21 protein-coding genes are annotated in these 21,524 nt (G+C 55.6%); 6 read left to right on the top strand and 15 right to left on the bottom strand.

The window, feature by feature from the left end; genetic code table 11:
• Nucleotides 1-94: 94 nt before the first annotated feature.
• From ACFPQ4_RS12995 to ACFPQ4_RS13010, 4 genes are all read right to left on the bottom strand, one after another.
• Nucleotides 95-946: an inositol monophosphatase family protein gene (locus ACFPQ4_RS12995; RefSeq protein ID WP_378112292.1), complete on the bottom strand. Its 852-nt coding sequence runs from the start codon at nucleotides 944-946 to the stop codon at nucleotides 95-97.
• A gap of 315 nt (nucleotides 947-1,261) precedes the next feature.
• Nucleotides 1,262-2,032: an enoyl-ACP reductase FabI gene (gene fabI, locus ACFPQ4_RS13000; RefSeq protein WP_378112293.1), complete on the bottom strand. Its 771-nt coding sequence runs from the start codon at nucleotides 2,030-2,032 to the stop codon at nucleotides 1,262-1,264.
• Between the two features lie 151 nt (nucleotides 2,033-2,183).
• Nucleotides 2,184-3,203: a UV DNA damage repair endonuclease UvsE gene (gene uvsE, locus ACFPQ4_RS13005; protein ID WP_378112294.1), complete on the bottom strand. Its 1,020-nt coding sequence runs from the start codon at nucleotides 3,201-3,203 to the stop codon at nucleotides 2,184-2,186.
• A 33-nt stretch (nucleotides 3,204-3,236) separates the two neighbouring features.
• On the bottom strand, nucleotides 3,237-3,560 hold the full coding sequence (locus ACFPQ4_RS13010) for a hypothetical protein (protein ID WP_378112295.1): 324 nt from the start codon (nucleotides 3,558-3,560) through the stop codon (nucleotides 3,237-3,239).
• 184 nt (nucleotides 3,561-3,744) lie between these two features.
• On the opposite strand from ACFPQ4_RS13010, the gene ACFPQ4_RS13015 reads away from it, so the two are divergent.
• Nucleotides 3,745-4,395 (top strand): DNA-binding response regulator, encoded by a 651-nt coding sequence (locus ACFPQ4_RS13015; protein WP_378112296.1) that lies wholly within the window; start codon nucleotides 3,745-3,747, stop codon nucleotides 4,393-4,395.
• 107 nt (nucleotides 4,396-4,502) lie between these two features.
• On the opposite strand, the gene ACFPQ4_RS13020 is transcribed toward ACFPQ4_RS13015, so the two are convergent.
• Nucleotides 4,503-5,657 carry a D-alanine--D-alanine ligase gene (locus ACFPQ4_RS13020; protein ID WP_378112297.1) on the bottom strand — a complete coding sequence of 385 codons (1,155 nt, stop codon included), beginning with the start codon at nucleotides 5,655-5,657 and terminating at the stop codon, nucleotides 4,503-4,505.
• Nucleotides 5,658-5,670: 13 nt separating this feature from the next.
• Nucleotides 5,671-6,762, bottom strand: coding sequence for an amidase domain-containing protein (locus ACFPQ4_RS13025; protein WP_378112298.1), 1,092 nt, complete (start codon nucleotides 6,760-6,762; stop codon nucleotides 5,671-5,673).
• Between the two features lie 231 nt (nucleotides 6,763-6,993).
• On the opposite strand from ACFPQ4_RS13025, the gene acnA reads away from it, so the two are divergent.
• Both acnA and ACFPQ4_RS13035 read left to right on the top strand, forming a co-directional pair.
• A complete protein-coding gene (gene acnA / locus ACFPQ4_RS13030) occupies nucleotides 6,994-9,705 on the top strand; it encodes an aconitate hydratase AcnA (protein ID WP_378112299.1) in 2,712 nt (903 codons plus the stop codon).
• Between the two features lie 163 nt (nucleotides 9,706-9,868).
• Complete coding sequence (locus tag ACFPQ4_RS13035; protein WP_378112300.1) at nucleotides 9,869-10,933, top strand: SepM family pheromone-processing serine protease; 1,065 nt, start codon at nucleotides 9,869-9,871, stop codon at nucleotides 10,931-10,933.
• A 26-nt stretch (nucleotides 10,934-10,959) separates the two neighbouring features.
• Here the strand turns inward: ACFPQ4_RS13035 and ACFPQ4_RS13040 are convergent, their stop codons facing one another.
• On the bottom strand, nucleotides 10,960-11,703 hold the full coding sequence (locus tag ACFPQ4_RS13040) for an IclR family transcriptional regulator (protein WP_378112301.1): 744 nt from the start codon (nucleotides 11,701-11,703) through the stop codon (nucleotides 10,960-10,962).
• Between the two features lie 215 nt (nucleotides 11,704-11,918).
• Between ACFPQ4_RS13040 and ACFPQ4_RS13045 the strand changes: the two genes are divergently transcribed.
• Both ACFPQ4_RS13045 and ACFPQ4_RS13050 read left to right on the top strand, forming a co-directional pair.
• Nucleotides 11,919-12,953, top strand: coding sequence for an alpha/beta hydrolase (locus ACFPQ4_RS13045; RefSeq protein ID WP_378112302.1), 1,035 nt, complete (start codon nucleotides 11,919-11,921; stop codon nucleotides 12,951-12,953).
• 80 nt (nucleotides 12,954-13,033) lie between these two features.
• The gene (locus tag ACFPQ4_RS13050) at nucleotides 13,034-14,167 is read left to right on the top strand and encodes a superoxide dismutase (RefSeq protein WP_378112303.1); all 1,134 of its coding nucleotides are present in this window, start codon (nucleotides 13,034-13,036) and stop codon (nucleotides 14,165-14,167) included.
• A gap of 92 nt (nucleotides 14,168-14,259) precedes the next feature.
• On the opposite strand, the gene ACFPQ4_RS13055 is transcribed toward ACFPQ4_RS13050, so the two are convergent.
• The 8 genes from ACFPQ4_RS13055 to ACFPQ4_RS13090 form a co-directional block, all read right to left on the bottom strand.
• A complete protein-coding gene (locus ACFPQ4_RS13055; RefSeq protein ID WP_378112304.1) occupies nucleotides 14,260-15,336 on the bottom strand; it encodes a Gfo/Idh/MocA family protein in 1,077 nt (358 codons plus the stop codon).
• 160 nt (nucleotides 15,337-15,496) lie between these two features.
• Nucleotides 15,497-16,090, bottom strand: a complete 594-nt coding sequence (gene folE, locus ACFPQ4_RS13060) for a GTP cyclohydrolase I FolE (protein ID WP_378112305.1) — start codon at nucleotides 16,088-16,090, stop codon at nucleotides 15,497-15,499.
• Between the two features lie 20 nt (nucleotides 16,091-16,110).
• Nucleotides 16,111-16,377, bottom strand: coding sequence for a YneF family protein (locus tag ACFPQ4_RS13065; protein ID WP_378112306.1), 267 nt, complete (start codon nucleotides 16,375-16,377; stop codon nucleotides 16,111-16,113).
• A gap of 90 nt (nucleotides 16,378-16,467) precedes the next feature.
• Entirely contained in the window at nucleotides 16,468-17,490 is a 1,023-nt protein-coding gene (locus ACFPQ4_RS13070) for an HD-GYP domain-containing protein (protein ID WP_378112307.1), read from the bottom strand.
• A 53-nt stretch (nucleotides 17,491-17,543) separates the two neighbouring features.
• Complete coding sequence (gene queG, locus ACFPQ4_RS13075; protein ID WP_378112362.1) at nucleotides 17,544-18,683, bottom strand: tRNA epoxyqueuosine(34) reductase QueG; 1,140 nt, start codon at nucleotides 18,681-18,683, stop codon at nucleotides 17,544-17,546.
• Between the two features lie 14 nt (nucleotides 18,684-18,697).
• Nucleotides 18,698-19,300: a signal peptidase I gene (gene lepB / locus ACFPQ4_RS13080; protein WP_378112308.1), complete on the bottom strand. Its 603-nt coding sequence runs from the start codon at nucleotides 19,298-19,300 to the stop codon at nucleotides 18,698-18,700.
• 17 nt (nucleotides 19,301-19,317) lie between these two features.
• Nucleotides 19,318-19,881 (bottom strand): DUF402 domain-containing protein, encoded by a 564-nt coding sequence (locus tag ACFPQ4_RS13085; RefSeq protein ID WP_378112309.1) that lies wholly within the window; start codon nucleotides 19,879-19,881, stop codon nucleotides 19,318-19,320.
• A 111-nt stretch (nucleotides 19,882-19,992) separates the two neighbouring features.
• The gene (locus ACFPQ4_RS13090) at nucleotides 19,993-20,415 is read right to left on the bottom strand and encodes a GNAT family N-acetyltransferase (RefSeq protein ID WP_378112310.1); all 423 of its coding nucleotides are present in this window, start codon (nucleotides 20,413-20,415) and stop codon (nucleotides 19,993-19,995) included.
• A 363-nt stretch (nucleotides 20,416-20,778) separates the two neighbouring features.
• On the opposite strand from ACFPQ4_RS13090, the gene ACFPQ4_RS13095 reads away from it, so the two are divergent.
• The gene (locus ACFPQ4_RS13095; protein ID WP_378112311.1) at nucleotides 20,779-21,390 is read left to right on the top strand and encodes a superoxide dismutase; all 612 of its coding nucleotides are present in this window, start codon (nucleotides 20,779-20,781) and stop codon (nucleotides 21,388-21,390) included.
• Nucleotides 21,391-21,524 lie beyond the last annotated feature (134 nt).

Here is a 21,524-nt window from a genome sequence, read left to right on the forward strand (position 1 = left end):
TACGGGAAAGCTTCCACAGCTGTCATGACAAAAAAGCATCCGGAGCCTTCGCCTGGCTTAGCGCGGTTTCCGGATGCTTCTTTCGTTCGTTCGATTACCCGTTGGCGGCTCTGAGCTCGCTTATCAGCTCGTCATGGATTGACCCGTTCGTCGCTGCCACGTTCCTGACGCCAAGATGATAAGGCTCTCCGGACATATCCGACATGCGCCCTCCCGCTTCCTCAACGAGGAGCGCGCCTGCCGCGATGTCCCATGCGCTCAGATTGTGCTCCCAGAAGCCGCTGAGCCTGCCTGCCGCCACGTACGCGAGATGCAACGCTGCTGATCCTCCTGAGCGCAAATTGCGCACCTTGGGCGCGAGCGCCCGGATCTCTCTTAAGTTCGCCGGCAACGCTACGTGATGATCGGCGGGAAATCCGGTGGCGATCAAGCTATGGCTAAGCGCAGGCTCCGGCGACACTCTCATGGCGCGTCCATGGACATAGGCGCCCTTGCCTCGTTCCGCCACGAACAACTCATCCCTGGACGGATCGTACACGACGCCGACGATAACCTGTCCGCGATGAGCTAACGCGATCGAGATGGAATAGAACGGGAACCCGTGCACGAAGTTCGTCGTGCCGTCGACAGGGTCGACGATCCACAAATACTCCTCGTCGCCCATATCCCGAATAGCTTTCGCCGCAGCTTCCGGCCCCGGCTCTACGCCTTCTTCGCCGAGGAACGCATGGTGCGGGAAGTGCGTCCCGACCAAGTTGCGGATCATCCTTTCCGATCCCTTATCTACTTCCGTCACCAAATCGTGCATTGAATATTTCGTATCCAGCTGCGTGAAGTTGCCTATTTTACTCTTGATCCATTCCCCGGCTTTCGCCGCGCAATTGATCGCGACGGCCGTATAGCTTTTGCCGCCGATCGTGCTATTTGGCTGCAGGTTGGTATCCATCAACTATCCCTCTATTCATATAGTTCATGATTAAATAAACCATTCTTTCTCCTTAAGCATATACGAAAAACATGCCTTATGGTTGCTGCCGGTCGGATAATTTAACATAATTAGCCGCTTTTAAGCTGCATACTATAATAAGCATACATTAGACGACCAATTATACTAATATTTAAGATTATTTACCATCGCCCGTTTCTCGGGAATGTAATTCATATAATTGCGAATAAAGACGACGCAAAATAACCCGATTGGATAAAGTTCTCGAGAACTTTATCCAATCGGGTTCTCTATAGGATTGTATGTGCCAGGATGTTAGATCCCAACCGTATTATACCCATTATCCACGTACAGTACTTCGCCCGTTATTCCGCGTGCCCAGTTACTCATGAGGAAAAGCGCGGTGTCGCCGACTTCGGCGGCTTCCGTGTTGCGACGAAGCGGAGCTTTCTCCTCGACTTGCTTGAGGATCGTGTTGAAACCCGCGATGCCTTTGGCCGCGAGCGTACGGATAGGTCCCGCGGAAATCGCGTTGACGCGAATTTGTTGCGGTCCGAGATCGCTTGCCAAGTAGCGGACGGAAGCTTCGAGTCCGGCTTTGGCGACACCCATGACGTTGTAGTTTTTGAGCGAGCGCTGCGCGCCGAGGTACGTTAGCGTGACGATACTGCCGCCTTCGGTCATGAGCGGATGCAGCCGCTGCGCGACCGCCGTAAGCGAGTACACGCTGATGTCGTGCGCGAGCGCGAAGCCCGCGCGGGAAGTGTCGACGTACATGCCGTCCAGCTCTTCCGCTTTCGCGAACGCGATGCAATGCGCCAGTCCGTGCACGATGCCTACTTCTTCTTGAAGCCGGTGAGCCAAGCCTTCGATATCTTCGTCGACGGCCACGTTGCAGAGCAGCGTCAGAGAGCCGGGTATCGTATCCGCCAGCTTGCGCACGCGTTCTTCGACGCGTTCGCTCTCGTATGTAAAGATCAATCTCGCGCCTTGCGACGCAAGCGATTGGGCGATGGCCCAGGCAATGCTCCGTTCGTTCGCGACGCCCATAACTACGATATTTTTCCCTTGCAGCAATCCACTCATTCGCTCAATTTCCCCCTCGCCGAAAATAGAAGCGCCGTGCCAGCGGCAGCCTTGATCGACCGCCATTTTACTGGTAGAACGCCCCTGCATTTTCCAACGTAACGCATTTGAGTCGGGATTGCAACAGTTGTCCCACATTTCGTGTAAACGCTTAACTGAGCACCTCTACGCTACCGCCATCAATGACGCGTATAGGTGCGCCCGAGGCTTCCGCCTCGCGAAAATCATCCATCAGCTTGAGAAGCGATTCGTCTTTGCGCTTCGCTTCGATCATGACGTCCACAGCGGAGGTGGAACCGGCGATCGCGTACAGGAAAGCCAGTAGCGGCTGCGGGTCCACGTAGTCCGCGTGCCCGCGCGGGTCGGAGACGCTCTTCGGGCTTGAGACGTGAAGCTTCGGCGGAAGCCAATGCGGATCGCCCATCGTCACTCCGTTGCGGGAGTTCCAGCTCGACCGTTCCCACGTGCGCAATATGTCGGGCCACAGCGCCTCCGCTTCCTCGTTCCCCGGGTTAACCGCATGATGATGGATATCGAGAACCATCGGGACGCCGACCTGCTCGCTTATTCGCAGCGTCTCGAGCGCGGTGAACGTTTTATCGTCGTTTTCCAACGTAATTCGGTGCTTCAGGCGATCGTCCATGCTGTTGAACTGCGATATAAATCGCTGTCCGGAAGTCGGCTTGTCGCCATAGCTTCCTCCGATATGAATATTGCACGTCGCCCGATCGTCGAGCCCCATCGCCTCCAGCATGCGCACGTGGTAATCGAGCATGATGATCGAATTGCGATACACTTCTTCGCGTGGCGTGCTAAGCACGGTGAAATGGTCCGGGTGGAACGATACGCGAATGCCGTGTTCCCGCGCGAAAGAACCGACATCCGCGAAGCCCCGCGCGAGCGCAGGGTAGGGATCCCAGTCTTTCAGCTGTTCATGCGTGGCTAGAGGAATAATCTTCGAGGTCATGCGGTAAAGCTTCACGCCCATGTACCGGCAATGCTTAAGAAGCTTTAGCGTGTTATGCAAGTTTTGCTCCGCGATCAATTCCAGCCGGCGCAACGCCGCTTCGCGGTCCGCGAGCTTGGAGAACGTCGCCATCGTCATCGTGCGAGAAGGCGAAGCATCTTCTAATTGTACCGACATAGCGACGAATCCGAACCTTACGATCATGCTGCCTTCCTCCAAGCTTAGTCGTCTACCTTACTAAGCTTGCTCTTTATCGCCGAAAAACATTTCATAAGCGAGCGCCGTTTGAACGCGGGATTCATCGGGCGTCAACCGACGGATCAGCTCCATCTCGACTTGCGTCACTTCTTCGCCTTGAAAATTTCTTTCCGCGATCGACGCGAGAATGCGCACGATGGCGACCGCCGTATTGTCCGGCGCGTATGCTATGACCTTCTGCCCGGTCGGGAAAATGCGGAAATGTTTTTTGACCATTTTGCCGCGGCCGTATTCGAGCAACTCGTACAGCTCGCCGTCCGACTTGAATTTGCAGACGGAATTGAATTCGGTTTGGAAGCCCATCAGGGATCGTCCTCCTTGAAAATCTGGATGATACCATTATAACGTTCCGGGGGCGGAGATTGCATCCCCGGCTTGCCTTAATTGCAACGCGGGCTCTATAATATTTGCATACGTGTGAAGCACACCGTCTATCCTCGCACCCGGGGTTAGGCGGTTATTTTTTGTCCTGGGGAGGAGTTGTCGGGTGAGTAAATTCGAGACGGCATATGATTACTGGCTGAAGGAGCAACGGGCGGCGGCTAGCGGAGAAAGGTTGAGGCGGCTCATGAAAGGACATGGATACGGGGAAAAATTGCTGTTGCAGCAGGCATGGTGGCCGGTATTCGGGAATTTCGATCATTTGGTGCCGGAGTTCGAATTCGTCGACGATGAGGGCAATCACTATTTTATGGATCTCGTATATGTCCGCTCGCCTCGAGCGACCTGCTTGGAGTCGGACAGCTTCGGCATCCATGCGCGCGACGCGGATCGCGACTCGTTCTCCCGCGGGTTGGAGCGACAGAACGCGATCCTCTTGTCCGACTGGAATATCCTTCGTTTTTCGATCGACAAGTTGAAGGAAGACCCTGGTTACGGCCAACGCACGCTCCGTAAAATGGTCGAAAGTTGGTACGGGGAGGATCCAATGCGATTGAGCGGATTAAACGTATATGAACGGGAAATCGTTCGACTTGCGACCCGTTCGATTAGACCTTTCAATACGGGCGACGCGTGCGAGCTGGTTGAGAAAAGCGATCGTTTTGTCCGCGATCTGTTGCATGGGCTGGTTGGCAAAGGGATTATTGAGCCGGCTTCCGGCGCTTCGCGCGTACGAAGCTATCGGCTTGCGAGATAGCGGAACCTCGTTCCGCTATTGCGGCTTGGCCTGCTATTGGCTGCGCTCATCGCCGCAAAAACACAAACGGAGTAGCGCCTAAGCGCCACTCCGTCGATGTAGCCAACTTATTCCCCGCCGTACTCCAGCGATTGGCGCTCGGCGTGGCGCTCGATCGCAAGTTGGATGAGCGTATCGAGCAGCTCGCGATAGGAAACGCCGGTTTCCTTCCACATGAGCGGGTACATGCTGAACGGCGTGAAGCCCGGCATCGTGTTCACTTCGTTAATGAACAGCTCGCCGTCGCTTCGGCGCATGAAGAAGTCCGCGCGGCAAAGCCCGGAGTTGTCGATCGACTGGAACGCCCGAATAGCCATCGACCGAACCGCTTGCGCCGTCTCCGGCGGAATTTCCGCGGGGATGACCATGACCGACTTGCCGTCGATGTATTTCGCCTTATAGTCGTAAAACTCATTGGAGCTGCAAATCTCGCCCGGAACGGAAGCGCGCGGCTCGTCGTTGCCGAGCACGCTGACTTCGATTTCCCGCGCGTCGACGAACTCCTCTACGATAACTTTGCGGTCGTACCGCAAAGCCTCTTCGACCGCCGACACGAGCTCGTCGCGATTTCGAGCTTTCGACACGCCGACGCTAGAACCGAGATTCGCCGGCTTGACGAAGCACGGATAACCGAGCTCCTCTACGTTCCGAATCACGCTCTCCCGATCTTTCTTCCACGCATGCTTAATGAAGTGACGATAACCAACTTGCGGCAAGCCCGCTTGCGCGAACATCGTCTTCATCGCTACCTTGTCCATGCCGACCGACGACGCCAATACGCCGGCTCCCACGTAAGGCAGTCCGGCCATCTCGAACAGCCCTTGGATCGTGCCGTCCTCGCCGAACGTACCGTGCAAGAGCGGGAACATAACATCGATCGTCCCCGCATCGTCCGAACCCGAACTAACCAACGCGGTTTCGGTAATGCCTTGAAGCACCGGCAGCAACGCGTTCCCGACGCTTCCGCCGCCGCTCAGTGCACCGGTATCATCCCCGGCCGCGCTCTCCGCTGCCGTCGCGAATTGCAATTCCGCCACCGCGGAAGGCGCCGCCAACAGCGCGGGACCGGATCTCCATTGTCCCTTCGCCGTAATATAGAATGGAATAAGTTCGTATTTGTCGTAATCGAATGCTTTGGACACCGCCAACGCTGTTTGCAACGAAACTTCGTGTTCGCCCGAACGTCCGCCGTATACAAGACCGATGCGAATTTTGTTCCCCATAAGGACCTCCGAGTCAAATATCATTAGTAATATGGAAGAAACGGTACTGGGTCCTCTCCGTCCAAGCGTACGAATCGCGATAATCCCAGTAGCGATGACGGCTGCTCACCGTATTCGCGTTGACTAGGGGCATCCCCTCGGGCGTAAACGCCGTAACGATCGTATTGTGCTGAAACCTGCCGTTCCCTTCCCAGTCGTAGCAAACGACGTCTCCCAATTGGAGCATATCCGCTCTCGGAACGACCTCCGCGCGCAAACCGTATACGCGGGGCTGCGTCAGATGGTGCTGCAGCGCGTTCGCCACCGCCCAGCTGTAGCTCCATAGCTCAAGATTGTTCTGACGTCCTTTGTACCACCAGCCCGATTCTCTTCTCCCAGTATAGTTCATAGGCGCTCCCCCTGCAAAGATGCATTGGGAGACGTAGTTCGTGCAATTCACGTCGAAATTTTCGTAGGCGTTGTTAGGCTCGTTCCACCATCTTTCCGCGTAAGCGACGGCCGCCTCCCGACGGTAAGGGGTTCCGCGCATCGCGTACTCGTACGCATTGTCGCCTCCCGCAACCGCGCCCGCATATACGCGCGATTTGAAGCCGTACATGGCATTCGGGTTCATATAAGGAAGCGACGGAATAACCGTTCTTCTGTCCGGATCTTCCTCGCGATAATGACGAGGCTCCGGATCGACGACGACGTCGACTTCAGGATGCGACTCGGACACTAGCGGCAACACCGAGTCCACCCGCCAGCTTTGCCCTACGCGAACGAATTTGACCCGCTCCCGGTCGACTCGCTCTTCCTGCCACGGCTGTCCGCTTTGTTCGAAGGAACGCACGGTATGCAACGCGATTTCAACCACGGCTTCCCCTTGGTTAACGCGTTGCTTTTCGATCCGCGTGCGCATTTCGCTATGCAGCGGCTTGATCCCCGACTTTTTCTCCCGCAATATCGTCACCCGCATCCGCTTGGCGAGCCGGTCCCGCTGCCCGACGTCGGCGATCTGCTTCAGCACGCCCGAGTCCCGGCTCAATACCGCTTCGTTCATGGCATTCACGTAACGGAACAACGCGTCTTTCCATTCCGCCGCTCTGGGCGTTTGATTAGGCACCGCTCATTCCCTCCCGGATGAAGACATAGAGGCGTCGGTACATTTTATGTCCATCGTTGGCTTTCAATGCCTGAATGCCCAGGGATGAAAGTGGCGTCGCCTGCGGTATTCTAATGGAATAGGCGCGTTACGTCTTTACGGAAAATGCTTAAACGAGTATACTTGAACCTGTAGAGTTGAATTTTGAAATCGTGTTTCACTGTATGAAACAAAGTTAGGAGGCGCGTTTAATTGTCTAAATTGCCGTATCAAGTTGAAGCAGACCTTCAGTCGTCCGGTAACTCATACCGCTACTATCGTCTGCAAGCGTTGGAGGAACAAGGCGTAGGGCCGATCTCCAAACTCCCGTTCTCGATCAAAGTTTTGCTGGAAGCCGCAATCCGTCAATACGACGGCCGTGGAATTACCCAAGAGCACGTCAAGCAGTTGGCCAACTGGGCTAACGGTCGCGAAGACAAAGAAATCCCGCTCATTCCTGCCCGGATCGTACTGCAAGACTTTACCGGCGTTCCGGTCGTAGTCGACCTAGCCGCGATGCGCGAAACGGTTAAACAAGCCGGCGGCGATCCTAACCGGATTAACCCGCTCGTTCCGGTCGACCTCGTAATCGACCACTCCGTCATGGTTGACGCTTTCGGCACGCCCGAAGCGCTTAAGACGAACACGGACATCGAATTCGAGCGCAACGGCGAACGTTACCGTTTCCTTCGTTGGGCCCAAACCGCATTCGATAACTTCCGCGCGGTTCCTCCGGGAACGGGTATCGTTCACCAAGTTAACCTTGAGTACCTGGCATCCGTTGCGGCAACGAAAACGAAAAACGGCGTAACCGAAGTATATCCGGACTCCTTGGTCGGTACCGACTCCCATACGACGATGATCAACGGTCTCGGCGTAGTAGGTTGGGGCGTTGGCGGTATCGAAGCCGAAGCTTGCATGCTTGGCCAACCGCTGTACTTCGTCATGCCTGAAGTTATCGGCTTCAAGCTGACGGGCAAGCTCGCGGAAGGCGCTACGGCTACCGACCTCGCGCTTACCGTAACCCAAATGCTTCGCAAAAAAGGTGTCGTCGGCAAATTTGTCGAGTTCTTCGGCCCTGGTCTTTCCAATATCAGCCTTGCAGACCGCGCTACGGTCGCTAACATGGCACCTGAATACGGCGCGACGATCGGTTTCTTCCCTATCGACGAAGAGGCGCTTAACTACTTGCGCCTGACGGGCCGCGAAGACAATCAAATCGCCCTCGTCGCCGACTACTACAAAGCGCAAGACATGTTCCGCACGGACGCGACGCCGGACCCGGTGTTCTCCGATATCCTCGAACTCGACTTGTCGACGATCGTTCCGAGCCTTGCCGGCCCGAAACGTCCGCAAGACCGCGTAGAGCTGACGGACATGAAGAAACAATTTAACGAAATCATCCGCACCCCGATCGAAAAAGGCGGCTACGGACTTTCCGACGACAAAATCGCGCAATCCGTATCGATTAAACACAAAAACGGCGCGACTAGCGCGATGGATACGGGCGCTGTCGTAATCGCGGCGATCACGAGCTGCACGAACACCTCCAACCCGAGCGTTATGGTGGGCGCGGGTCTAGTGGCTAAGAAAGCCGTCGAACGCGGATTGAAAAAACCGGGCTACGTGAAGAGCTCCCTGACTCCGGGCTCGCTCGTCGTTACCGATTACTTGGTTAAAGCAGGCTTGCTTCCATACCTCGAGAAAATCGGTTTCTACGTCGCCGGCTACGGTTGCGCGACTTGTATCGGTAACTCCGGTCCATTGCCGGACGAAGTTAGCCAAGCGATCACCGACAACGATATGACGGTAGCTGCCGTAATCTCCGGTAACCGTAACTTCGAAGGACGCGTTCATGCCCAAGTTAAAGCGAACTATTTGGCTTCTCCGCCGCTTGTCGTCGCTTATGCTCTCGCGGGCACGGTCAATATCGACCTCGCTAACGATCCGATCGGTTACGACAACGACGATAAACCGGTGTACTTGAAAGACATTTGGCCGACGAACGAAGAGATTCAACAAGCGGTCGGCGCTTCGCTTACGCCAGCCATGTTCCGCGCGAAATACGAGAACGTGTTTACGCAGAACCAACAATGGAACGAAATTCCGGTTCCGAAAGGCGAGCTTTACGAGTGGGACGACAATTCGACCTACATCGCTAACCCGCCGTTCTTCCAAGGCCTTGCACCGCAGCCTGGCGACATCGCCGATATCGAAGGCGCACGCGTACTCGCTCTTATGGGCGATTCCGTAACGACCGACCATATCTCGCCGGCCGGTAACATCAAAGCCGACAGCCCGGGCGGCAAATACTTGCTCGAGCACGGCGTTAAGAGAGAAGACTTCAACTCCTACGGCTCCCGTCGCGGTCACCACGAAGTGATGATGCGCGGTACGTTCGCCAACATCCGGATCCGCAACCAAGTGGCTCCAGGCACCGAAGGCGGCGTAACGACGTACTTGCCGACGGACGAAGTGATGTCCATCTACGACGCGTCGATGAAATATCAAGATGCGGGCACGAACCTCGTCGTTATCGCAGGCAAAGAGTACGGCACCGGAAGCTCCCGCGACTGGGCGGCTAAAGGCACGTTCCTGCTCGGCGTCAAAGCGGTCATCGCCGAAAGCTTCGAGCGCATTCACCGCGCTAACCTCGTCGGAATGGGCGTTCTGCCGCTGCAATTCCAACCGGGCCAATCGTGGAAAACGCTCGGAATCACGGGACGCGAGACGTTCTCATTCAACGGTCTGTCCAACGACGTTCAACCGGGTCAATTGATCGCGGTTACCGCTAAACGCGAGGACGGCACGTCCTTCGAGTTCCAAGCGATCGCTCGTCTCGACTCCCTCGTCGACGTAGATTACTACCGTAACAGCGGTATTCTGCAAACGGTTCTGCGTCAAATGCTCGCAGGCCAAGCATAATCCAAGCATAAGCTTCGCACCGCATAAAGAAGCCCTTCCCGTATCCGTTCCCGGATGCGGGGAGGGCTTTATTGCGCGCGGCGTATTTTCGTAATCGCGCTCGTATAGGTTATAATGATACCGACCTCTTCCATCGATTCGTACGACTTAGGAGTGATTCCCGTTGACCTCGAGACAGAAGTTTTCGTTCCGCCAATCTTGGAAGCCGCTACTCATCCTATTGCTGGTGGCGCTTTACTTATTCGCTTACCTAAAACCTTGGCCGTACGTCATTTCTGGCCCCGGCTCCGCCGAACCGATCCATTCGCGAGTGGAAACCGGCCACAAGCTCGACGAGAAAGGCCAATTTTTATTTACGACCGTCTCTTCGCGATCCAAGCCGAACTTATTTTCGCTTCTTTACGCTAAGCTGAGCCCGAGGCTGGACATCCAATCCGAGCAGACGGCTACCGGCGGCCGAACGAATATGGACGCCTATCGCAACTTGCTGGCCTGGATGCGCGACAGCTCGGAGAATAACGCGATGCTAGCCGCCTACCGGACGATGAACAAAACGATCAAGGTGGAAGAGCAAGGGGTCATCGTCGTCAGCTTCCTACCCGGCTCCAAGGCCCGGGAAAGCGGCTTGCAGGAAGGCGATATCATCACGCGCATCGATGACAAAGAGACGCTTAATTTCGAGTCGTTTTATAATTACATATCCGGCAAGAAGCCGGGAGACAAAGTGAAAGTGTCCGGCAAACGCGGCGACGACAAAACGTTCGAAGCGACGATCCCGCTCATGAAGCTGGACGACGGCCGTACCGGAATTGGCTTCCAACGCGACCTGGTGCTCAAGGTTACGCCGCCCGATCCGGTCAAGTTCGATTTCAACGATATCGGAGGGCCATCCGCTGGGCTCATGATGACGCTCGAGATTATTGCCCAGCTTACAGACGAAGACCTCACCAAAGGTTATAAAATAGCCGGAACCGGCACGATTGCCGCAGATGGCTCGGTCGGACAGATCGGCGGCATCAACTATAAGCTGATGGCAGCGGACAGCGAGCACGCCGATTATTTCCTCGTTCCGAACTCCGGAGATTTCTCCAACTGGAAACTTGCCGAGGAGACGGTCGCTAAGCTGAAGCTTTCGCCTAAGCTCGTGAAGGTCGCTACTCTGGCGGACGCCGTTAAATTCCTGAAGAGCCTTCCGGCAAACCCGAACCCGGATCAGCATAAAAAATAGCGGAGCCCTCCGGCTCCGCTTTTCCTTTATCCCAGCAACGCGCCCATTCTTCTAGCCGATTCCATGATCGCCGGCGCGTGCTCGTGCATTCTGTCGGGCGTCAACCGGTTGGACGGTCCGGACACCGACAACGCCGCGACAAGCTTGCCCGAGCGGTTGAAGATCGGCGCCGATACGGCGGCCGCCCCCGGTTCGCGCTCCTCGAAGCTCGTAGCGTAGCCGGATGCCACGATATCGTCGAGCTGCTTGGCGAACGCTTGGCGATGCAGGCCGGCCGGCCACGACGGGTCGGACATGACGATGCTGCGTACGCCCGGTTCCGCGAAGGCGAGCAACACCTTGCTCGACGCGCCGACGGACAGCGGCAGCCTCGCGCCGACCGTAGCGACGCGGCGGATCGCCTGCGTGCTTTGCACCGCTTGAATTCTTACCCTCTCCGATCGGTCCCGCACATACAGGCTCACCGTCTCGCTAAGCTCGTCACGCAATCGCTCCATCTCCGGCAACAAAACGACGGAAGGATCGTCCGAGCCTGATAGATGGGCCGACAATTCGAGTATGCTCAATCCTAGCTTATATTTCTCCGTCGCGTCGTCCCGTTTCACGAAACCGCGCGCTTCTAGTGTCGCTAGCAGCCGGAATACGGTACTTTTGTGAAGGCCGACCCGTCCGGCGATTTCCGTTAGTCCCCACTCGCTCCTCGCGGCGAAACAGAGCAGCACGTCCAGCGCCCGCTCGACGGCTCTAACCGTCTTTTTGTCATCTTCCATCGTCATCGAACCTCCTCTTATTACGTTTCATTGTATGAAACCCTGTTACGCCTAGTATAACGCAATCCGTCCGTCGCGTAAATGTTGGAAGCGCTTTATTACAATTTGATTACGCGGCGCTTACAAGTGTCCGCGTCGCATTGACGCTACCTCGCAGGCATTCTAGGATGAAGGTACAAAGATAAGCAAGCGCTTGCAAAGAGAGGCGATCGATCATGACAACACTGTCTACGCCACTACCTCTCGGCGGCGGCGCCGGAACGCTACCGGCACCGTTAGCCCCGACTAAGAGCAGACCCGCGCACCGCGCATGGCGCATCGCGTTCAATGTTTCTTTAGTGTTGCTCAGTCTACTGCTTGCCATTATATTAGGTCTCCACGGTTACGCGGCCTATCGGCTTGCCCATCCCTATGTCGCTCCGCTAGCTTCCAATCCGAAGCTCGCCATCCATCTCGATTACTCGGAAGTTACGTTCCCTAGCATCGACGACAACTCGTTAGTCGACGGCTGGTGGATACCCGCGGCGGACAGCCGCAAGACGGTCGTGCTCAGCCACGGCTACGGCACGAACCGGGAAGAGTCCTGGGTGCCGATGTACGACCTCGCTTCCTTGCTTCACGCTCGGAACTATAACGTTCTTATGTTTGACTACGGTTTCGCGAGCAAAACCCACCACACGCCCGCGACCGGCGGACGCATAGAATCGGAGCAATTGCTAGGCGCCATCCAATATGCGAGATCCCAAGGCAGCGACGAGCTCGTCGTATGGGGATTCTCGATGGGAGCAGGCACGGCGTTGCAAGCCGCTCTGAAATCGGATCCTGTCGACGCGATGATCTTGGACAGCACGTTCCTCCCTGACGACGATACGCTCTATTATAATTTGCGCAAGCAGATCAACGTACCGAAAGACCCGTCCGTCTCGCTGATCCGCTGGTTTTTCCCGCTAGTCAGCGGCGCCTCTCTTGCGGACATTCCGTCCGAGCAAGTACAGACGACGGCATACGATTTCCCTATTCTGCTCATTCACGGGACCGCGGACGACAAAGCGCCGACCTACCTGGCCGAGAACATCGCACGCGCCCAGACGAACGCGTTGTCGCAACTGTGGATCGTGCCCGGCGCGATTCACGAGATGATTTTCCGGACGCATCCCGAGGAATATATCGCGCGCACGACCGCGTTCCTGGACGAAGTCGACGCCGTAGCCATAACCAAAGCCAATACCAGCGCCTTAGCGGCGATATAACTTGCATAAGAACCCCTCTCCCGTGCATACGTTGGGTAAGAAGACGACCTTAACGTAGCGTACGAGGAGGGGTTTTATTCATGTTGCCGACTTACGGTGATCGCTTGCCGATTCGCTTGTTGGACGACATTATAGCAAGCAAGCTTCAAGAACTTGAGCATTCGACGGCGATTCGCGAGCTCATACCTGAACTGGAGCCGCCTTACGTTCAACTGCTCCGCGATTGGGAGAGCGCTTTTGCCCGGACGCGGGAAATCGTGCAGCTGGCCAAGCAAGAAGTCCGAAATTCGGACAAGAACCGACCCGTGGATTCCGCCGATGAATGGCGCGTCCGCTTGCCTCAGCTAGTGCAAGAGACGTTGCATCAATCTCGGGTGTTCGCCCAGCACCTGCATTTGCTGCAAGCGAACAGCGAGGCTATTCGCGCTTTGCCCGAAGGTGTTTTGCCGAAAATGCTGCCGCGCAACGAAGAGGCGTCGACGGACACTCCCGAAGGCTATGGCGGACCCGAACCGGCGGATGCATACTCGCGGCCGAGTCCGGGCGAACCGATGGGCGATATGAGCGATCAGGCTTTGCCGGGCAACGTAGTGCCGATCGGCGGCCATAAGCTCCCTCCTCTGCCCTATTCCTATAAAGCGCTTGAACCGTGGATCGACGAGAAGACGATGCGAATTCACCATGACAAGCACCATCAGAGCTATGTCGACGGCTTGAACAAAGCGGAAACAAAGCTTGCGGAAGCTAGGAAAACCGGGGATTTCGACCTCGTGAAGCATTGGGAGCGCGAGCTAGCTTTTAACGGCGCCGGCCATTACTTGCACACGATCTTCTGGGAATCGATGTCCCCTAGGGGCGGGGGCAAGCCTAGCGGGTTTCTGTTGCAAGACATCGAGCGCAGCTTCGGCAGTTATGAGGCGTTCAAAAAGCAATTCACGGAGGCGGCGAACAAAGTCGAGGGTGGCGGCTGGGCGATACTCGTCTGGAGCCCGAGAAGCCACCGTCTGGAAGTGCTAACGGCCGAGAAGCATCAGAACCTGTCCCAGTGGGATGTCGTGCCTCTGCTGCCCCTGGACGTCTGGGAGCACGCCTATTACTTGAAGCATCAAAACGACCGCGCGGGTTACGTGAAAGATTGGTGGAACGTCGTGAATTGGCCCTATGTCGCCGCTAGGCATCATGAAGCGATGAAGCTGCAGTGGAATCCGTTCTGATCCGATAAAAAAGGGCTCTCCCAGCGGTCGCGTACAACGACGACCTTGCGGGAGAGCCCTAACTTATTCGTTTCTATGCGAATGTTCGCATGTTACAAACTCCAGTCCAGCTTCACTTCGCGGCCGCTACGGGAAGACTCGTAGATCGCGTCGATGATCAGGTTGCTGCGCAAGCCGGTTTCCGCGGAAGTCCAAGGCGTCTTGCCTTCGCGAACGCACTCGAGGAAGTGGCGGCTCAGACGAACGCGCGCGCCTTCGTCATCGGCAGGCGCCGCCAGATCGATATCGACGGTTTGGTCGAAGCGCTCGGTCAAGAACTTGCCGGAGTTGCCGCGCAATACGGCGCCGCCGTCGGAGCCCATCAGGTGCAAGAATGGCGAGCTGTCGGTATCCATATGAACCGCCCAGCTTACTTCCAGCGTCAAAGAGCTGCCGTCTTCCATCTTGATGATCGCCGTCGCCAAGTCCTCGACGTCATAGATGCCGTTCCAATCCGGTTTGCCCCAGCTGCCGATCCCTTTTTTGCGCGGGCCGAACTCCGCGTACGTCGAGCCGTATACCGATACGGGCTTCGGTTCGCCCATAAGGAAGAATGCCAGATCCAGCATATGAACGCCGATATCGATAAGCGGGCCTCCGCCGGATTGCGCGTGCTGCGTGAACCACGTGCCCCAGCCCGGAATGCCTTTGCGACGGTACCAGCCGGTTTTCGCCGTATAAATGTTACCTAGCTCGCCGCGCTCGACTTGGCTTTTCACTTGAAGCGCGAGCGGTTCCCAGCGCATTTGGTGCGCGACCATGACGGTTTTGCCCGTCCGCTTCTGAGCGCGAACGATTTCTTTGGCTGCTTCGGAGTCAAGGCCCATCGGCTTCTCGACGAGCACGTGCTTGCCATGCTCCAGCGCCATGATCGTCAGCGACGCGTGCGCCGAGTTCGGAACGGCGACGATAACCGCGTCCACGTCTTCGCGGCGAATAAGCTCTTCCGGCGACGGGGATACGACCGCGATGCCGTATTGCTGCGCTCTTTGCTCCGCAAGCGGCAAGTATACGTCCGTAATCGCTACGAATTCGCACGTATCCGTCAGCTTGCCGAACTCTTGCAAATGCACGTTGCCGATATTGCCCGCGCCGATCAGACCGAGGCGAAGTTTGCTAGCTTTAGACATAGGAATCAATTCCTCCAGTGGATGGTCGATAGATAACTTTGCTTCCCTTATCATAAATCAGAACGTTTCGCGGGGTGAGAGCCAATTTGGCTTACTTCTTATGGTCATTTGTCGCGCAAAAAAAGCCGAGGCATGCGCGCCCCGGCCTTCTTCGATCTTGTTATTGTTTAATGAGCCCCAGAAACTCCGCGCGAAGCGCCGAGCTCTGACGGAACTGACCTCTGACCGCGGACGTGACCGTCTTGCTGCCCGGCTTCTTGACGCCGCGCGCGCACATGCACAGATGCTCGCCTTCCACGACGACCATAACGCCATGCGCCTGCAGCACTTCGTCCAGTATATCCGCGATTTGCGACGTAATCCGCTCCTGCACTTGCAGACGACGCGATACCGCCTCGACCAGACGCGCCAGCTTGCTTAATCCGGCGATCTTGCCGCTTGGAATATATCCGATATGCGCTTTTCCGAAGAAAGGCGCCATATGATGCTCGCATTGGCTGTAATAGACGATATCCTTCACGATTACTAGCTCTTCGTGCTGCTCGTCGAACGTTACCCCTAACACCTCGCGGGGATCAACCTCGTAACCGGCGAAAATTTCCTCGTACATGCGGGTAACGCGGGCAGGCGTCTCTAGCAAACCTTCCCGTTCCACGTTCTCACCGACGAGCTTCAAAATTTCGCGGACATGAAACTCGATCTGTTCGCGGTTACGGCCGACCTGCGAATTGACGTAATCTTTGGCTCCCGCCACGGCGATTCCCCCAATCCATCCTATCTGCGGAACTTCGGATGGTTTTTGTTATTGCTTGGCGGAGCCGGCTTCTGGTTGCCGCCCGCGCCTTGGTTTTTCATCATTTGTTGCGCTTGCTTCAGCTGTTGGCTGTTCATATTGTAACCCATTTGCTTCGCCATCTTCTGTAGCATTTCGGGATTGTTTTGCATCTTCGTCATTTGGGAGCGCAAATAGAACACGCCGACTACAAAACCGACGATCAGACCGACGATTAACGTAAGAATCGGAATTAACCAAGACCACATAGGAATACCCCCAAGGCAATGTCATTATGAATCTGTCGTACTATGATAGCATGGCTCAATGCGCAGGCGCAAACGGCGATCGTGCCGTCCCTATTGCATTACTTCTTCGATAAACAGCGTCGTCTGCTGCGCGAGATCGATCTGCGCCGCGCCGACGGCGACTTCGCCGTCTTTGTCTATGACGCGTACGACCGGTCTTCCGGGCAAGCCGCGATGCTGGCTAACGACGACGCCCGTCTGCCGATTGGACAGCTTGACGGAAAACCCGTTCGGATAGACGGATACGATTCTCATGAATTGAACGAGCACTTCATGGTCCAGTTCCGTCCCGGACAAAGCGTTCAGCCGTTCGCAAGCTACGTGCGGCTGCATCGGAGGTTCTCCGTTCGAGCCGAAGATCATGTTGTCGTAGCGATTCGCTACCGCCACTATTTTGGCGTAAAGATGAATATCTTCGCTGGACAGCTTGCGCGGAACGCCCGTACCGTCCACGTGCTCATGATGCTGGAACGCAACGTGGGCGGAGAGCAAACTGTATTCGCGCTTCATCTTCAGCATTTCGAAGCCTCTCCAAGTATGGTGCGTACGGCCTTCCTCCACTTCCGGCGCGTCTAGCTTGCCGATATCGTGCAACAGCGCGCCGATCGCAAGTTCTTTTAACTGAAGCATGTTCAGCCCCATGTTCAATCCGAGAAGCGAAGACATCATACAGACGTTGATCGCATGAAGGAACATCGCGTTGTCCGCCGTGCGAATATCACCGAGCTGGACAAGCATGTTCTGATTGCGCATGACGTCGTCGAGCAATTGGTCTACCGACTGGCTGATCGCCTTCGTATTGAACGGCTTGCCGGAACGCAGCGCCTCGAACGTCTCGGACATTTGGCCCACGACCATACGCTTCGTCTCTTCGGAAATCACTTCGTCTTGCGTAATATCGCGGAATTTAGGATCGTCGAGATAGACGACCGTCACGCCAAGCCGCTTCAACGTGCTGATCATGTATACCGTCAATTGAACCCCGGCGGACAACAAAACCGTACCGTTAGATGAAAAAATCGTTCTTCCAAGCATTTGCCCGGCTTCTACTGTCTCGATGTCGACGAATTTCATAGTCGTTCACTCCCGCCTTATGCGTATGAAGTCAATTCTAGATGTACGAGTAACTATGCTTGCGCCGTTAATGCGCGATCGATCGCGGCGAGTACGTCTGGATCTTGCTCTCCTAGCTTCGCTTGCTCCAAGCCGAGCTTAGCTTCATCTCCGCCGATTCGCCCGAGCGCCCAAGCCGCGGTTGCCCTTAGCACCGGGCGCGGATCATCGTTCAGCGCGCGAACTACGTCCGGCACGGACTCCCGGTCTTTGAAGTTGCCGAGACCGATAAGCGCGTTGCGCTGAATCGGTTTCCTTCCCCGCCAAGCCGCCGAGCTGCTGCCGAACCGTTCCTTGAACTCGCGATTGCCCATCGTCAATATCGGCCGCAAAAGCGGCTTGGCGACTTCCGGATCGGGAAGCAGCTCTTCGTGCAGCCGGACGTCTATACCGCGATTAACGGGACAGACGATTTGGCACGTATCGCAACCGTACAGCCTGTTGCCGATTTTCAGCATCAGTTCGTCTTCGACGAATCCTTTGGTCTGGGTAATATAGGAGATGCAGCGTTGCGCGTTCAGCTGTCCGGGGCCGACGAGCGCCCCGGTTGGACAAGCGTCGATGCAGCGCGTGCAGTCGCCGCAGCCGTCCTCGAGCGATTGATCGGGCGGCAATGGCAAGTTAGTGATCATCTCGCCGAGATAGACCCATGAACCGAGCTCCGGCGTAATGACCGAACAGTTTTTGCCGCTCCATCCGATACCCGCGCGCTCTGCGACCGCCCTGTCCGACAACGCCCCCGTATCGACCATCGACAATAACTCGGCGTCCGGCAACCTGGCAACGATCCACTCGGACAGTCGTACCATCCTGCGCCTAAGCGCCTGATGGTAATCTTCTCCCCAAGCGGAGCGAGACAGGATCCCCCGCCTCAAGCCCGGCTCGGATACGGGCGCATCCTTCAGCTTGGACGGATAGGCGACGGCAATCGAGATAATGCTGCGCGCGCCGGGCAACAGCAAACCCGGCTCCGTCCGCTTGTCCAGGTCCGGCTCTTCGAAGCCCGATTCGAAGCCTAGCTCGCGATGGCGCACTAATCTTTGCTTCAACTCCAGGAAAGGATCGGCCGTGGTAACGCCCAGCTTGTCGATGCCCATCTCCCCGGCCGCCGCGAGCATGTCTTCCTTGAACGCTTGCCAGAAGCCTACGTCCATCGTTACCGGCCGACTCACAGCTTAGCCCACTTACTAATCGGCCACAAAATAAAGTCGCCTCGCCCTTCAATCATGGAGATCGGTACTTCGTTGAACGTGCGGCTGTCTTTGCTGCCGTTCAAATGCCGGTTGTCTCCCATGACGAAGTAGTGATCCGGGGTGACCGTTACCGGCCCGTAATCGCCGTCTTCGATTTTCACGTCGGTGTACGACTCGACTTTCAGTTCTCCGTTGATATACAGCTGACCGTTGCGAATTTCGAGCGTATCGCCGGGCATCCCGATAATGCGCTTGACGAGATGTTCTTTGCGGGTATCATCCTCGCTAGGATCCTTCAGGATGACGACGTCGCCGCGCTTTGGATCGCCGAATTCGTACGCGATCTTATTAATGAACAGCCATTCGTTCTCATAGAGCGTTGGCTGCATGGATTGATGCTTTACCGTGGAAAGCTGAAATACGTATGCTTTAAGCAGAAGTACGATGACGAATGCGACGATAAGCGCCTTGGACCAGTCCCACAGCTCTTTTTTCCAGCCGGTCAAATAAGGGCTCTTCTCGGTGCGGGTCTTCCCCTTGGGGCCCAAAGCCCGCGGTTGTTGACTTATCTCACTCATGGCTGCGAGCTCTCTCCTTATGCGTTCGTCTGTTTCTTCCATTGTTCATAATATCGGTAGGCGACGTCGTCTCCGAAAGGCGACGACCGTTTGCGAATCGTTTCGCGAAGCCTGCCCAATGCGATATCGATCTGATCTAGAACTTCGTCACCGTAACGGTAATCCGTCTTGTGCCGTACGAACTCGTCCCGATCCAACTCGTGAACGGAGCCGTCCGGAAGCACGACGAGGTCGAGATCGTAATCGATGTACGTCAGCACGTCGCCGTATCGATACGGCGGGGAGGCAAGATTGCAGTAATATCGAATGCCCGAATCTTCAAGCAAAGCCACGACGTTGAACCATTCGTTCGGCAAGAAAAAAGATACCGCGGGAATTTTGCTGACCCACGTCTTGCCGTCGCTCTCGACAATCGTCGTCTGATCGTTCAAATATACCCACGCCGGTTGTCCCTCGGCATGCTCGGGATGCAACGATTCGCGCGGTACCTGCCAATTTTCCATCCACGTCCGGTGAAGGGAACCGTCATGTTTGAAGCTTTTGATCACGAACCGTTCGTAAGGATTTTCGGTTGTTTTCACGCGCGTTACGACCCCCTCGTCCTACCGCGATACTATAAGAAAAGCATATCTTCCTGCCAAAAGCAACGGCTCGAAGATATGCTATCAAGGACAATCTCTTATTCTGCTTCTTTAACCGGCTACGATCGATAGCGGCTGCGTCAAATGCGCGAAATCCGACGATCCGACGCCCAGCGACTCGTAGAATGGACGCAGATATTCGTTGTGCTTGTCCACCGCGATTAGCATCTTCTGCACTTTGCGTTGGCGGAACCGACTGCTCATGCTCGCCACCAAGGCTCGTCCGACGCCTTGACCCCGATATTGCTCGTAGACCGCGATCCGATATACGTATCCTTTTTGCTTGTCGATTGTTCCGATTAGAACGCCCGCGATCGATCCGGCCGACTCCGCGACGAGAACGAGCTCGCTGTCCCAAGACAATTGTCTGGCGAAAGCGCCCATTGTCTCCTCGCAGCATTCCTCAGACAACACTTCCTCTAGAAGCTCCGCAACGGACCGATAGTCCGACAATTGGAAAGAACGAATCTGCATGGTGTACAATCTCCTCGGGCAAAAAGTTTTACAGCCGTGTTTTATGCAAGTTTAATCTTACGACAATTTCGCGATAATTCCTTCACTTTTGTTAAAAAAACATTAAATTTTTTTGTAGAAACTTACGAAATTTCAATGAAACCGCTTTATTCATCCAATATCTGGGGCAGGTCTATTTTTCGACGGAATAAGCGATCGAATAATGGAGATCCTATCTTCATTCTAGGCCTTCCCATTCACGTCGGAAGCTTTGGCGACGTCGGGCCGACTTTACAAACATACACGTTGCTTTACTTTCCGAAATAAGGGATAATAAGGTTCGTTAGCTACATTAGAACAATTATTATTAGGAGGTACTTACTCATGGCTCATGAATTGCCTGCACTTCCGTATGCGCACGACGCGCTCGAACCGAACATCGACACCGCTACGATGGAGATCCACCATGGCCGTCACCACAATGCTTACGTGACGAACCTGAACAACGCGCTTAAATCCGCTCCTGAATTGGAGAGCAAGAGCGTTGAGGACCTTATCGCCGATCTGAATAGCGTTCCGGAAGCTATCCGTACCGCGGTTCGCAACAATGGCGGAGGCCACGCGAACCACTCCTTGTTCTGGAAGACGATCAGCCCAAGCGGAGGCGGACAACCGTCCGGCGCGCTAGCTGCCGCGATCGACGCCGAGCTTGGCGGATTCGATAAATTCAAAGAAACGTTCGCTGCCGCCGGCGCAACGCGTTTCGGCTCCGGCTGGGCTTGGCTCGCGCTTAGCAAAGACGGCAACCTCAAAGTATACAGCCTGCCTAACCAAGACAGCCCGATCATGGAAGGCGACACGCCTTTGCTCGGACTCGACGTATGGGAGCATGCTTACTACCTGAAATACCAAAACAAACGCCCTGACTACATCGCCGCTTTCTGGAACGTCGTTGACTGGAACGCAGTCGGCGCAACGTACGACGCTGCGAAATAATAAGCCGTTTATAGCCCAAGAGGAGATGCCGGGGGAACCCCCTGCATCTCCTCTTTTTTTTGTCTTCTGCCAGGTCACAATGCGCCCATATTATGGAAGTCGAATTAACGTGGATAATGGTTTAATTTGTCTTG

The sequence above is a fragment of the Cohnella yongneupensis genome (assembly GCF_042655785.1).
In the GTDB taxonomy this organism is placed as follows: domain Bacteria; phylum Bacillota; class Bacilli; order Paenibacillales; family Paenibacillaceae; genus Cohnella; species Cohnella yongneupensis.